11 protein-coding genes are annotated in these 14,741 nt (G+C 60.4%); all 11 read right to left on the bottom strand.

Translation table 11 applies throughout. The features are described 5' to 3' along the window. Positions 1-3: 3 nt before the first annotated feature. Complete coding sequence (locus AXW67_RS07950) at positions 4-2,046, bottom strand: sigma-54-dependent Fis family transcriptional regulator (protein ID WP_245315464.1); 2,043 nt, start codon at positions 2,044-2,046, stop codon at positions 4-6. 118 nt (positions 2,047-2,164) lie between these two features. Then, positions 2,165-2,659, bottom strand: coding sequence for a hypothetical protein (locus tag AXW67_RS07945; protein ID WP_063677414.1), 495 nt, complete (start codon positions 2,657-2,659; stop codon positions 2,165-2,167). A gap of 133 nt (positions 2,660-2,792) precedes the next feature. Beyond that, on the bottom strand, positions 2,793-3,473 hold the full coding sequence (locus AXW67_RS07940; RefSeq protein ID WP_063677413.1) for an MIP family channel protein: 681 nt from the start codon (positions 3,471-3,473) through the stop codon (positions 2,793-2,795). Positions 3,474-3,622: 149 nt separating this feature from the next. After that, positions 3,623-5,254, bottom strand: a complete 1,632-nt coding sequence (gene groEL / locus AXW67_RS07935; protein ID WP_063677412.1) for a molecular chaperone GroEL — start codon at positions 5,252-5,254, stop codon at positions 3,623-3,625. 84 nt (positions 5,255-5,338) lie between these two features. Further along, positions 5,339-6,175 (bottom strand): metal-sulfur cluster assembly factor, encoded by an 837-nt coding sequence (locus tag AXW67_RS07930; RefSeq protein ID WP_063677411.1) that lies wholly within the window; start codon positions 6,173-6,175, stop codon positions 5,339-5,341. A 5-nt stretch (positions 6,176-6,180) separates the two neighbouring features. Next, positions 6,181-7,203 (bottom strand): amidohydrolase family protein, encoded by a 1,023-nt coding sequence (locus AXW67_RS07925; RefSeq protein WP_063677410.1) that lies wholly within the window; start codon positions 7,201-7,203, stop codon positions 6,181-6,183. A gap of 119 nt (positions 7,204-7,322) precedes the next feature. Further along, positions 7,323-7,694, bottom strand: coding sequence for an MmoB/DmpM family protein (locus tag AXW67_RS07920; RefSeq protein ID WP_027550986.1), 372 nt, complete (start codon positions 7,692-7,694; stop codon positions 7,323-7,325). A 6-nt stretch (positions 7,695-7,700) separates the two neighbouring features. Beyond that, on the bottom strand, positions 7,701-8,771 hold the full coding sequence (locus AXW67_RS07915) for an aromatic/alkene monooxygenase hydroxylase subunit beta (RefSeq protein WP_063677409.1): 1,071 nt from the start codon (positions 8,769-8,771) through the stop codon (positions 7,701-7,703). Positions 8,772-8,827: 56 nt separating this feature from the next. Next, a complete protein-coding gene (locus tag AXW67_RS07910; RefSeq protein ID WP_063677408.1) occupies positions 8,828-9,868 on the bottom strand; it encodes a 2Fe-2S iron-sulfur cluster-binding protein in 1,041 nt (346 codons plus the stop codon). A gap of 82 nt (positions 9,869-9,950) precedes the next feature. Continuing rightward, a complete protein-coding gene (locus AXW67_RS07905; RefSeq protein ID WP_063677407.1) occupies positions 9,951-11,621 on the bottom strand; it encodes an aromatic/alkene/methane monooxygenase hydroxylase/oxygenase subunit alpha in 1,671 nt (556 codons plus the stop codon). A gap of 1,877 nt (positions 11,622-13,498) precedes the next feature. Continuing rightward, entirely contained in the window at positions 13,499-14,551 is a 1,053-nt protein-coding gene (locus AXW67_RS07900) for an NAD(P)-dependent alcohol dehydrogenase (RefSeq protein WP_063677445.1), read from the bottom strand. Positions 14,552-14,741 lie beyond the last annotated feature (190 nt).

Here is a 14,741-nt window from a genome sequence, read left to right as displayed (position 1 = left end):
TCCTCAGTTCCGCGAACGATACTGATGCAATTTGCGATACAGCGTGGCCCGCGAAAGCCCCAGCTTCTCGGCGGCGGCCGCAATGTTGCCGCCAGCGTTTGCGACGGCCCTCTCGATGGCGCGACGCTCCATGTCGTCGAAGCGCGCGATCTCGTCACCTGCCGGCGTCGAACCATGCCCCGTTGGCAAGGGCATCGAGGGTGGCGGAGCCTCCGCCTCCACGAAATCCTCGGGCAAGTCCCTGGGCGTAACCACGCCGGTGAGCGTCATCAGCACGAGGTTCTCAATCAGGTTGCGCAGTTCGCGGACATTCCCGGGCCAGCTATAGCGCCGCAACAATTCCATCGTAGCTGCCTCGAAGCGCAGCGGTTGGGTGCTATAGGTGTCCGCGAATTGTCGATTGAAGTGGTCGATCAGGATTTCGACGTCGCCCAGGCGCTCCCGGAGCGGCGGAATGGTGATCTTGACGACGCCGATCCGGAAATAGAGGTCCTTACGGAAACGTCCCTCCACCACTTCCTGCTTTAAATTCCGATTGGTGGACGCTACGAGCCGGACGTCTACCGGACGCGGCTTGTTGTCGCCAAGGCGGTACACCGCACGCTCTTCCAGCACGCGGAGCAGGTACGGCTGAAGATCCAGCGGCATCTCGCCGATCTCGTCGAGGCTGAGCACGCCACCATTGGCAAATTCAAAGCGGCCGGGCTTCCCCTCTCGCGTGGCGCCGGTGTAGGCGCCCGGCGCATGTCCGAACAGCTCACCGCCAAGAAGCTCTTTCGAGACCGCACCGCAATTGAAGGCGACGAAAGGCTCCTTGCCGGTCTTCTGGCTGGCAGCGTGAACGAGACGAGCAAACAGCTCCTTGCCAACTCCCGTCTCGCCCTCGAGCAGAATAGCCGTCCGGCCGAGTGCCGCGCGTTCAACCTTTTCGACCACATCCTGCAATGCTTCGCTGCATCCGATAATCGCTTCCTTCGCCGACATGAGGGCTGCGCGCGCTATCGGCGAAACTTGGGACGCCGCGGAATTTATCCGCGGCCTCGATGCGAGCACGAGCATTGCCCCCTTCACAATACCGTCGACGAGCAATGGCTCAATCCGCTGTTCGCGCAATTCCTCCGGCAGCCCATTGGCCAGGTCTTGAGCCAAACGACCATCGCTGCTCGGTAGAATCCGATTTCCGATGCTCAAGTCGCCGGACTGCGCGATCCGTCGCCAGCGAACCGACGCCATGTCATTGTGATGAACAACCCTGCCGAACCGGTCGAGAATCACGACTCCGTCGCTGCTGCCCGTTCCCGGCATCCGCGAAATGCTCGCCTCGAGCAGCCGTATTCTTTCAAGGCGGATCTTTTCCGAGAGCGCGAGCTCGATGTGATTGGCCGCAATCACCGCCAGTGCGACGTTGTGCCGGTGAAAGATCGCCTGAGGTCCAGAAAAATCAATGATGCCGATGATGCTGCCGTCGATAGGGCTGCGAATGGGGCTACCGACGCAAGTCCAGGCTTTGATGCCTTCGGAAAAATGCTCGGCAGCATGGACATGGACCGGTTTTCCCGTGATGAGCGCAGTGCCGATGCCGTTAGTGCCGGTCACCGTCTCACCCCAGGCAGCGCCAACCTCGAGGCGAATATCGTGCCCTGCATCAATCGTCCGCTGATCGCCGCCAACATCGAGCACGACGCCGTTCCTGTCGGTGATGACCAGCATGGTCGCGGCGTCGCCGAGCACTTCCGCGACGCGGCGAAAGGTCTGAGCGCTCGAACCCAGCAAGTCATCGTTCTTCAGACGCAGCTCGTAGAGATCATCCGGCGAGGCCACGAGGTTGCTGCCCTTGCAATGCGCATTGACCCCGGACTTGACGCTGCGCTGCCATGATTCCTCAATGATACCGCGCACCAGCGAATTCTCGCGCCTGAGGTCGCCGGACGTCAGGAAGTCTTCCCACGCCCTATTGGTCTCTCGCTCATCATATGGCTGCCCCTGCTCGCCATCCGTGACGCCCGGAACCTTGTAACCTTCCAGGGAAAACGGCGGCTTAGCCATGAGCGTTTCCGTCAGCATTGGAGCACCATACGTAAGTTGGCAAACAACCCGATCGGCAGAAACGACCTGAACCAGGCCTGATCGGGATCGTCACCCCCACAGGCCCGGCTCACGGAGATCATTCGGCCCTTTTGGCGACGGCATCCAAGCCGAGACGGCCCGCGATGACTTGTTCCAGGCGCTGCTCGGACGTCTCGTCGGGCACGCTCGCCCCCTCAAGATCGGCGAGGACTTTCCGGATTCCCTCATCGAGCGGATCGAAGAGCCCGTTCTCCCGCGTTGCCAAGGCGAAGTATCGCGATTGGCCCTTTCCACGCAATTCGCCGACAAAATGGAGTTGCCGTCCCGACGCGAGATCTGCGATCACGACACGGCCGTTGAGGCTGATCCGCACGTAGGGTTCCGCCTCTCTCGGACGGCCCGGCGGCGTGTACCACAGCTTGCCTGATGGCTGGGGCTGAGGAGGAGGCGTGGGATTGCGCAACTCCTGCCAGCGCCCACCGGTCAGATGATTGGCGACCGCGTCGATCTTCGTGCGGTTCTTCTGAATGAAGTCCTTCGCCGCGGCCTCCTCGCGGTGCGGGCCATCGCGCTTTGAAATGATGTGGACCATGGTCTCCTCCTCACCCGATCAGTCGGATGGCCGTGGGGGCTTGTTGTACCGCCTCCTTCGGCGCATGCCGGAGCTTTCAAGATTGTAGCCCGTTCTAGATCATTGTCACCGTCCAATCACGCGATCGCGGAGCTCAAGCTGTCGCCACCATCTCGCGCGTCACGCCGGCCTTGAACGCGTAACCGGACACTGCGGCGCCGACGCACGGCGCCACGAAATAGAGCCACACCTGCGATAGCGCATCAGGGCCGGCGAACAATGCGGGGCCGAACGAGCGCGCCGGATTGACCGATGCGCCCGATACGGCGATGCCGGCGAGATGAATCGCAACCAGGGTGAGACCGATCACCAAACCCGCGTAGATCGACGCCGCACCCTTTTGCGTTGCACCAAGGATCACCGTCAGGAACAGAAAAGTTGCTGCGGCCTCGAACACGAACGCGGAGAGCACACCATACTGACCCCAGCCATTCTGGGCAAAACCGTTCGCCGCAACGTCGTAGCCTCCGACCTTCCCTTCCGCGATCAGATACAGCACGGCTGCGGCCGCGATTCCGCCCATGAACTGCGCGACGATGTAGCCGGAGAAATCCCGCGGCGACATGCGGCCGGCGACGAGCACGCCGAGGCTGACGGCCGGGTTGAGGTGCGCGCCAGAGATATGCCCTATCGAATAGGCCATCGCGACCACCGACAGGCCGAATGCGAACGCCACGCCCAACAACCCGACCTCGGTCCGCATGAAGATCACGGTCGCGCAGCCGAAGAACACGAGTGCGAACGTGCCGATGAATTCCGCAACATACTTACGCATGATTTCCCCTCCTTGATGACGATTTCGATGCCGTGGCGGTTGATCCGCCCGTCTCCGCACGCTCAGGTCGGCAATTGATCCGAGTATCCGGCCACGGTATCGCGCTCGCCGGATCCGGCGCGGCGGAATACGGACCGCATACGCATGCCTCATGCGCGCCCAAGCTTCTCTGCCCCGCCGCCCAGCGCTGGTCCCTGTGTCGGATCGATGTACTCCGGCACGTCTGCAACCAGCGTGTTTGTGGTCAGCACTAGCGTGGCCACGGAAGCCGCGTTCCGAAGCGCCGTATATGTCACTCGCACCGGGTCGACGATGCCGGCCGAGACCATGTCGAGGAACTTGCCGTTGGCAGCGTCGAAGCCGACGCCCGCCGGCGCGCCCTGCAAGTCGGCCACGACCTTTGCCGCATCGTGGCCCGCGTTCCGGGCAATGAACGCGGCGGGACGGGACAGTGTCTCGCGTACTAGTTTGATGCCCTCGCCCAGGTCGCCATTGATGTTGCCGAGCGTGCGGGCGACCACCGGCGCGCATTGTGCCAATGCGGTGCCACCACCCGGCACGATGCCCTCTTCGGCTGCGGCACGTGCCGCACTGAGCGCATCGTCGATCAACTGGATCGTACGCTTTTGCTCGACCGGCGTGACGCCCCCCGCGAAGATCACGGCAGTGCCACCTGAGAGCTTCGCCAGCCGCTCCTTGAGCTTGTCCTGTTCGATGTTCGGTGGTGCCAGATCGTATTGCTTGCCGACCTGCTGGCGCCGCGCTGCGATCGCCGCATTGTCGCCCCCGCCGCGGATGATCACCGTTTCGCGGGCACTGGCCCGAACTTGGCGGGCGGTGCCGAGATCGGCAAGGCCGGCCTCTTCCAGCCTGCCGCCAAGCTCGCGAGCGATCACTCGTCCCCCCGTTATGATGGCGAGGTCGTCCATCATGGCCTTACGCCAGTGACCATAGTCGGGCGGATTGACGACCAGCACCCTGCCGCGGTTGCCGTCGCCAAGCAGCGTCGGCACGACTTCTGGCGCTATCTCTTCCGCGACGATGACAAGCGGCCGCCCGGTCGAAGCGACCGCTGCGCGCACCGCCGACAGCTCGCCTGGCGTCCTAATTTTCAGATCCGTCAGAAGAATGTAGGGCTGATCGAGCACCACCTCCATCTTCTCGACATCGGTCACCATATGGTGTGAAATGTAACCACGGTCGAACGACATGCCTTCGACGACCTCGAGCGTCGTATTCGTCGTCAGCCCGTAATCGGAACTGATGATGCCATCCTTGCCGACGCGCTCCACGGCCTCCGCAATCAGCCCGCCGAGATGTGCATCGGTCGACGCAATCGTCGCTACCGCCTGGAGCGTCTTGCGGTCAGAGACGGCAATTGCCGCGCTCTTCAGGGTCTCGACGACGACCTCGACGGCCCGGTCGATACCTTTGCAGAGATCCACAGCCTTGGCACCGCGCTCCAGGGCAGCAACCCCTCCTTGAATGAGACCGTTTGCAAGCACCATCGCCGTCGTCGTACCGTCCCCCGCGACTTCGTTGGTCTGCATCGAGACCTCGCGCACCACCTGGGCGCCCATGTTCTCGAAGCGATCGGGCAGTTCGATTTCGGACGCGATGGTGACGCCATCGCGTGACACGATCGGCGTACCGATCGGCCTGTCGACCATCGCGTTCATGCCCTTCGGACCAAGGGTCGATTCGACGGCAGCGGCGAGCTTCTGGACTCCACGCGCAAGGGCGCGACGGGCCTCTATGTCATGCAGCAGGACTTTTGGCATTTGCGTTTACTCCCCAGTGGTCTCGTGTTTGTCAGGTCGGGCGGACTTGCTGACCGCTCCATTGTCGGCAGTCGTAGACGCGTCTCACGCGGGCGCGATGGTATGTTTTTCGGCGGCTGCCGCCAGTTTGATGGTCGAGCCGGCACAACCGCTGCCACATGCACCGCAGGTGGATGCCCGTTCCGGACTACCACCATCGAATTCGCGATAGCGGGCGGCTAGAAGGCCCCTGCACAACGAGCTGTTGAACTCCATATTGATCCGTACCCCCCGCAACCGCTGGAGATACGAGACCAGCTCGTGACGTCTGATGGCGAAGCCCTCGTAAGTGACGAAGGCGCGATCGTCGGGGAGATTGGCCAGATGCCGTTCAACCAGGAGCTCACGGTAGCGCAGCTTCTGGCGCGCGACTTCTCCCGGCCCGAAGTCGACCTCGTCGTAGGCGCCTAAGGTCATCCGGCAGATCGCCGAATCCTCATAACCCAGGCCGCGCAACGCCAGCATCATGAACTCCTGGCGCCGCTCGAACGCCTTCCGGCGGAATTTCTCGCGCAAGTCGTCAAGAGATCCTCCAGGCGCAAAGTCCTTGAGTGCTTCGGCGAATGACTTCCCCTCGCTGACGCCACGATTGATCTCCTGGGCGACCATGTGATCCCGGAGCTGCGGTCGCGCTTCGCGAACCCACGGCAACGCCGACACCGCCTGACGCATGTCGTCCGCCATGAGGAACGCGAAGTTCGCCGAACACCAGTAGGTCGGCAGGCGAAAGACGATGTCGACTCCGCCATCGTCATGAACAGTGACGCGCTCGACGAACCCGAGGTCGGTCACGGACTCGTCCAGTTCAGGATCCGTGACCGTTGCGAGGCGCGTCCACACCTCGCTGGTTCTTCGGTCGCGATGTGGAAGGACCTCGTCCATCCTCCTCACTCCGCCGCGATCGCGTGAGCTGTTTTCCCAAGCTTCGCCTTCTGTGCTTCGACGTCGACGCCATAGAGGCGCGCGGCGTTGAGGCCCAGGATCTTCTTTTTCGCCTGCGGGGTGAGATCGACGCCGTGCTCCTGCTTCAGATCCTCCGGCAGCTCGAAGTTCCAGAACTTTTCGACCAACCAGCGGGGCGTCCAGATTGCGTAGTCGCTGCCGAACAGAAGCTTGTCTTCGCCGACCCAGAACAGCAGTTCGCTGATCACTTCGGCGAAATAGCGCGGGCGGCCATGGATGAACGGCAACGCCACCGCCAGGCCACCGTAGACATTGGTCTCCTGAACCGCGATCCAGCAGAAATCGTCAAGCCGCGGCAAGCCACAATGCTCGATGATGAAATTGAGGCCCTGGAAGTCGGTCGCCGCGTGATCCACGTCGTGAACGTCGAACGCATCCTTGTCCAGCGGGATGATCGTCGGCCCCTTGTGGACGTGAATGTTCTTGATACCAAGCTTCTCGCAAAGTTCGAAGCACCGATAGGCATTGGGGTCGGTGAGCTTCCAGCCGCGCGAGTCGCCCTTCCACTCCGCCGTATAGAGCTTGACGCCCTTGATACCGAACGTCTCCTTCATGTAGTGAATGTATTCAAGCGCCCGCTCGCCATCGCGCGGATCGAACGCGCCATTGACGATGAAGCGATCCTTGTACTTCTTCGCCATCTCGGCGTTGCGGTCGATGGTGTTGAAGCCGTTCTTGTAGAATTCCGTCAGGTAGGTCGACTGCACGATGGCCATGTCGTCCGGGCCATCGACGAACAGATCGCGATACATCTGCTCGGCGCTGTATTTTTCGAACTGCTCCTTCGGCCAGAGCTTGTCGGACGGGCTCAGCGAGGTGTGGTAGGCGTAAAAGCAGTCAATGAACTGCTTGCCATGGATGTTGAGTTGGTTCGCCGGGCTACCGTCCCAGAAGTGCGTGTGACCATCGATGACGAAGACTTCTTCGCCGGTGGGGGTTATGAACATGACAATCTCTCCAAGTTTTCTACGTGTTTTTCGACAAATCCGTCACCGACGGCGCGGGAAAGTGGTGGAGCCGCAATCCTCGAAAAGCGGCTCCGCCCAGTCACGAGGGAGGCCTTCGTTCACTCGATGTATTCGAAGACTTCGTCCATGTTGCCGAACAGCGTCACCGTATTGTCATCGATACGCACCATTCGACCGTAGTGGGTCGAGGTATTCACTTCGAATATCTCGGCCGTCATTTCCTTCCCGAGGATCTCGCTGATTTCATCCATCTTGAAGATCAGCTTGCCCTCTCCGTCGATGCGGATCAGGGCCGGCTGATAGGTCACGGTCACGTTCGGCTTCTTCCCCATAAATTCGGCGATGGCGCGTGCCTCGACGCTGTCGTTCATCGTGACGCCGCACTGGTGCGAAATCGTTTGCTCGAAACGGAGGTCTCCCATCTTCTGGAAGATGTTCTGGTTGGTCGCAGATCTGGAAGCAACGGACATTGCAACTTACTCCTTGGGAAGGGTGAGGCCGAGTTCGCCGAGAATCTTCTTGATGCGTTCGACCGACTGCGCGCGGGCGTCGGCGTACTGCACCGGCTTCGAATGCGGCTGCGACCAGATCGGCTGCAGACCTGCTGCCGCCTTGTTCGCGAGCGCCACATGCTTGTTCACCCAGCCCTGGAACAGCTTCTTGTTGTGAGCTGCGTGCTGATTGTCGGTGACCAGCAGATGCATCAGGTCGATCGTATTCGCGAGATTGCGCTCATAGTCGGCCTCCGCCGCCGAGATGACAGGCGGCGTGATGAAGTCGCCATTCGACGAGGCCGCCTGCATGAGGAAGCCGCTGCGGAACAGCTCGCCGACGAGCGGCTCGAACACGATGTTGGTGGCAAAGTACTGCTCGAGGTAATCGGCCGAGCCCATGATCGACTCGATCGCTTCCCGGGTGCCCTGCCAACCCTTGTCCTCGAGCCAGGTGTGCTTGCCGGCTGCGTCGTCGAAGCCCGGAATATCCATTCCGATCTCGGCCAAATAGAGCGTGATATCCTGGGCGAGGCGGAGCTTGTAGGACGAATTGGTCAGCGTCGCGTTGTTGATCATCTGGGTGTAGCCGTAGCGCTGAGCCTGCATCAGCGAAGTGCCGAGCCCGAACTCGACGTGTTTCCACGCACCAAGATGATTCTGCAGGATCTTGATCCACGCCTTGTCGAACGACTTCGGCGCGCCGGACTTGCGGCCGTTGGCGATCACCGCCTGAACCATCGCCTCGATCTTGGACTGTCGCTGGTAATGCGTGCGCTCCCATTCCTGGTCCGGAGCACGGAAGGCATGCCAGTTCGAGCTCAGCGCCGCCGTGTTGTCCTTGGTATAGGCGCCCTTCCCGTTCGGGAAAGAGATGATCCAGTCCTGCAGCAGATAGCGCTCCGGATCGGGCTGCACGTCAACGGTCACGTCCTCGTAGTGCGTGGCCCGCTTGCTGCGTGGCTCGAAATAGCGGTACTTGCGGCTGTCCGAGTCAGGAAATATTGCAGCGCCGGCTGCGCCGGATCCGACTGAAACACTTGGAACGGCAGTCATAGTCTCTCTCCTCCCATTGGTGGCTTTGCATTCGCTAGGTCGACACGCAGAACGTCTCAGTTGGTGGCCGGTGTGAACTTGTCGAAGAAGACGCGGTCCGATTCGACATCATTCATCTGCAAAACTGGTGTCAGTGCTTCGATCATCGGCGATGGCCCGCAGGCATAAACGTCGACGTCTTCGCCATAGCCCGAGCTGCGCAGGTGTGCTCCGACCGCCTCGTGCACGAAACCTTTTTCGCCGTGCCAAGTCGCGTCGTCGGCCGAATGAGAAAGTACCGGCACGAACTTGAACTCAGGATGCTTCTCGGACAGTCTGGCGAAGCGATCGAGATAAAACAGGTCGTTTTGCGTGCGAGCCCCGTAGAAGAAATGTACGGGACGCACTTCGCCGGAGTTGAGGTGATCGTGCAGGATCGACCACAGCGGCGACATTCCCGAGCCGCCGCCAACCAGGATCATGGCTCCGGTTTTGTTTTCTCGTCTGAAGCAGGTGCCGTAAGGTCCCTTGATCCCGACCTTGGTTCCGACGGCGAGGTCTCCGTCGAGCCGGGAGGAGAAGCGTCCGTTCGGGTACTTCTTGATGATGAATGCGAGTTTTTGGCTTTCGCCCGGCGAATTTGCCATGGAAAACGAGCGCGTAATCGTCTCTGCCCCCGAGAGCGTGATGTCGACATATTGACCCGCCCAGAACTTCAGAGGTTGCTCCAGCGAGATTTCGAGCCGCCGAATGTCATGGGTCAGCGCGGAGATGCTCGTCACTGTGCCGGTGAAGTCCTTGACCGGGATCGACTTCGAGAGCACCTCCTCGTCGTAGTTGAGGAGCTCCACCTCAAGATCCGAGTAGGCCAAGGTTCGGCACAGCAGGATGTAATCCTGACCACGCTCCATTTCGTTGAGGGCAAAGGTTGAGTATTTCTTCAGCTCTACATCACCGCCGGTGAGCACGCATTTGCACGCCGAGCATTGTCCCTCCTTGCAACCGTGCGGCAGCGCGATGCCCTGGCGGAACGCGGCGTCGAGAACGGTTTCGTTCTCCTCGACCTCGAATTCTATGCCTACCGGTTGCAGGCGAACGACATTAGCGGGCGCGCCCATAGGGGCCTCCTCAAACCAAGGCTTGCAGATTTGGTCAGTGTGGCGGGAAGGAGCCAGCCAGAGCCGGCTCCTTCCGCTTCGCTTAGTTGCAGGGATTGATGGTGAATCCCTTGCGATAGTCAGCGAGATGCGCCTCTCGGTCGGCTGGGCTCATCTCCCGTAGGGTGAGCAGCGGGCTCTTGAGGATGTGGCCGCGGACATCGTCGAGCGTCCACATTTCCTTCTCGTCGAAGCGCAGGTGCGGCTGGGCGACCAGGGTCTTGCCGTCCGTACGCACGAAGCCCAGATCCTTGATGGCGTCGGCGATATCCACATTGTGATAGACGCTTTCCCACTCGCGACGGCCGCTGAACCGCCCCATCGCTGGGGTCGGACGACCCTGATATTCGCCGGCGAAAGCTTCAACCGCCGTCCAGCGATCGATCTCATGGGCGAACGTGTAGAGCTTGCCATCGATCTCGTCAGTGACGATATCCTCTCGGATCAGGCAAGGCACCAGGCACGACCAGCAACGATGCGGATAGACATAGCCGACATCGCTGTTGAAGAGGATGTTGGTCTGGCCGCGATGCGATAGCTTCTCGTACCACTTCCAGAACTCGCCGAACTGAGCATACCAGCCCGGGTACTTGTGCTCGAACCACTCGAAGTCCTTGTCGGTCTGGGCCTCGATGCGCCAGAAGTTCGCCGACCAGCCGACCGCAAAGAACTGCGCGACCTTGTGGACGTAGTGCTTCTCGGTCAGCCGTTTCCAGGCGGTCTGAACGTCGTCATGATGGATCTTGATGCCGTACTTCTCGAGCGGCAGCATGTAGGTCCGATAGTAATCCTCGAAGATCCAGCGGTGCCACATCTCCGCGTAGGATTCCTTGTTCTTGTCGCGGTTGGTGGTACCGTATTCGATGAACGTCCCGATCGCCGCGTCGACAATGGCGTGGTTCTGCCAGAATGCATACCGCATGTCGCGCTCGAGCAGCAGATGGTTCTCCGGCTCCTTCAGCATCGACATCAGCATCGAGTGGCCGTTGCCGATATGGCGGCTCTCGTCCGACTGAACCGAGAGGAAGACGGTTGGCAGCGCATAGTCGCCGTTGCGGGCGGCTTCCGACGGCATCGCGACGAACAGCGTATTGGTGAACGCGGTCTCGGCAACCACGGTCAGGTAAACGTTTGCTGACGTGATCGCGTCACCGGTGATGAAGCCTTCACCGAACTGACGGCCGATAGTGGTGGCGTAGCACTTGCCGAACGCCTCTTCGGTGATGTCGAACCCGGCCGGATCGATGTAATTCTCCATGTACCATTTCTTCAGGTTCATCTGGATCGTCGAGTGACGAAACTCGTCGACCATCTGCATGGTGAAGCCAGTGCGGAGATCTTCGCCGGGCGCAAGGCGTCCGACCATGGCCATGGACCGCGCAGCGGAGATTTCGGGGAACGGAATGATCGCGAGGAACAGCTTCATCCACTCGACCCATCGCGGCTCGACGTTGCGGAACATGTCGCCGCGCAGGGCAGCATCGAGCGCGCCATAGACGCGGTTGTCCTTTTCTTCCTGCATCGGGAAGTAAGAGCGAAGGACCTGCTTCATCGGATCCTTCGGCGCCTTCGCGATTTTGTAGTCCGTGGGGAAGGTCATCGCTTCCTGGACGTAGGAAGGATTCCACCCGAGGTCTGCAATCTTCTTTGCAGCCTCACCGACGGAAATGCCGCGCTGGGCGGTGATCTTGTTGAGCGTTAACGTTCCAGACATCTAGTCTATCCTCCTGATCGGGTCAGAGACCACTTCGATATTCCGCCTGCCCAGGACCTCGACGGGCCGGGCAGTGCTTACCCGTGCGTTACGGGCCACCTCGCGGTCGCTCGCGCGACCGGACGTTTGATATCGGCAAGGGTCTAGGATGACTGCGGAGCACTCCGGGGATGATCAGGGACGATCTTCGGACCCAGCGGCCCCCGATCGCAATTGTTCCATCCCGCATGAAGCGCGCCTTCAGCTGAGCATCCCCTTCCCTCGTTCTTTTCGCGGCTCGCCCCAGACGGAGCAGTCGGCGTTGTTGTGTCCAGGAGCTTTGCAATGGGCGTGCCAGCGCGTCTTGGGGGCCCAGCCAAGTGATTTCTGATTGGGTGAGTGGGAAAATGAGCGAAGGCAGAGGCGTCGCAAGGCTTGGGTCGCAACGGACTGAGATGCAATTTGCGACACGAATTGCAAAATGAGAATCTCAGCGACGCGATGGGCCTCGATTTTGCACCGCAACGTTTGCGTCGCAATATCGATCGGTCGCTTGCCTGGATACTGAAATTACTTTGTTGGCCGTTGATCGATGCCGCACGTCGAGAGAGAGTGTGTGTGCGTGCGTTTCTAAAGGTCCGCTCTAAGCCGGCCAGCAAGCACTTGTCGGCGATAGATGCAGATCGAAACCAGTCCTGGCATACGCCAGGCGCATCCCTGAATCACGAGCGGACTGCATATTAGGTGACGCGTTTTTCGAACTGCTAACCCGATGCATCTTATCGATCTTGAACCGACGGCGCGACACGCTTCTCCTACGGGCGCCAATGGTCTGGGGCTTGCAAGACCGGGAGCGATCACTCCGTCGCACTTGGCAATCGGCGCTCTTTCGCTCATGCCGGCGGCCCGCGTTGCGAGTTGGCTCATGGTTCGCCCGCTCGCACTAGCGATAGTCTTCCACGCCAGCTGAGGGCTTTGATTGCCCAACTCTCGACATCCAGCGACCGGAATAGAGGGCGTAACAATCATGATCGCAAAAGGGCAGTCCGGTACTGAATTCTCTCAGATAGCTTGCGTGAATTGGCTCACAGCAAAGCATGCAGAATGTCCTCGGACATGGGGTCCTGCCGTTCACCAGAATAAACCTCACGTGGCGCCTCCCAATGCGAAGCATTACAATGCCACCATGTCGTCGTTGAACACCTAAGCGGCTCGCAACCAGCGGAGCCATCTATGATCGTCCTCCCTGCGCACTCTGAACCGGTCGACGCACGTCCTCGAGCAAAGCGCCGTTCGCCAGCAGTAGTAGCGAATAAGCCCAAACTTTCCGCCGCAGACGGCGCAGCAACTCGCTGAACCATGGTGGGGATTCTTGGAGCTCTTGCCCATTCTGGCCTCCTGTCGATATCGCGTGAATTCTCCGAGCCTCCACACAGCACCGCGACCTCACGCGAAGTGCGGCGTCGGCGATGGCGGTCGCTTGCAATGTCTCGCGGCGGATACGGACGCCAGGCGCAAGAGTTTGCCACTGATGTGCGCCTAAGGGCGAAGCGGCTCGTTCTTGGTCGTATCGGTGTGCTTCGCCGGCGAGAACCTGCACAGGAGGTGTGCAACGGCCGTGCCAAATCGTTCGAGAGCCTCGTTCAGATCGTCTTCTGAGCAGCAGACGACAGAGCCGGACGACACTGGGTGATTGCGGATATCGGCCTGAGACCGGTCGCGTTGCAAATTGCGACGACGACGCAAAATGAGACTCTGTGCGACCCGTGCGAGTATTCGTCCAGTCCCGCAGCGTTTGCGCCGCAACATCAGCAGTCTGCACGGATGCCCGGACAGACGGAGGGACGTCAAATCCATCGCGAGGAGTGCATTCTCGCGATGGATGACGTGGTTCTGAATCAAGGAATTAAAACAGCACGTCCATGAATCTTGCCGGCGTTGAGATCGTGCAACGCCTTGTTCGCATCCGCCAGGCGATATTCGGCGGTCGCGAGTTCAACCAAGCCCCGATCCGCGAGTGCCATCAATTCCATTAGCTCGGCCCATGTGCCCACCAGATTTCCGATGATGTTTTTCTCGGTAATCACCATGTCGACGGTCGGAACACGGATGTCCTCACCATAGCCAACCACGTAATAGCTGCCCATCGGACGGGTCATCGCCAGGCCCTTGGATGTCGTGCCCTTCTCGCCGACGAAATCGATCACCGCTTCGGCGCCGTTTCCGGCAGTCAGAGCCAGCACTGCTGCCACTTCGTTGCCGTCAGCTTTCACCAGATGATCGGCGCCGGATTTTTCGGCCAATTTCAGCGACGCTTCGGACTTGTCGACCACGATAACGTCGGCCGCACACATCGCCTTGAGACACTGGATTCCGATGTGGCCCAACCCACCCGCTCCTATAACGACGCAGGATTCGCCTGGCAGAAGGTGACGCGTGGCCTTCTTGATTGCGCGATAGGCCGTAAGGCCCGCATCCGCGTAGGGCGCCACATCCTTCGGAGCAAGCGTCCGCGGCAGCGGCACGATATTGCGTTCCGAGGTGCAAAGGAATTCTGCGTAGCCGCCGTTGCAATCGAGACCGGGAAACGTGCCGGGACCGTGCATGTCGAAGCCACGGCGACAGGCGAGACACGTGCCGCCGGTGATCTTCGGATGAACGATGACCGGGTCACCTTTCTTAAGGCCGTCAACTTCCTTGCCGACCTCTTCGATCCAGCCCGCATTTTCGTGTCCCATGATGATGGGTAGCAGTTTATCGCCGGTGGGATCCATATGCGGCTTCCAGACGCCTTCGATGATATGAAGATCGGTCCTGCATACGCCCGCGCCGCCGATACGGACGATGACGTCCGTCGATTTTGTCAGCTTGGGATCCGGCACTTTTTCCTCGCTGACCCACTGGTCGTTGGACAGCTTTTCGTCATACGCTCTCAATACTTGGGCTCTCATGTTGTCCTCCGTCTGCCCAGCGAACTTCGCGCTCGCCATCGCCGAGGCGCCTCAGCATTTTTCGTGCCAGCGGATTCGTTATTGCAGCGCAAACGACCGTTCCAACTGTCGACAAGCCGCGCATCGATGTAGCAGCCGTAGATCGCTCGCGCTTCAACGGATGCACCTCGGGCGCCGGCTCAGGATGTCC

The sequence above is a fragment of the Bradyrhizobium neotropicale genome, from assembly GCF_001641695.1.
GTDB classification, from domain to species: Bacteria; Pseudomonadota; Alphaproteobacteria; order Rhizobiales; family Xanthobacteraceae; genus Bradyrhizobium; species Bradyrhizobium neotropicale.
The sequence above is the reverse complement of the archived record's forward strand: the minus strand, read 5'-3'. Positions and strand labels throughout refer to the sequence as shown.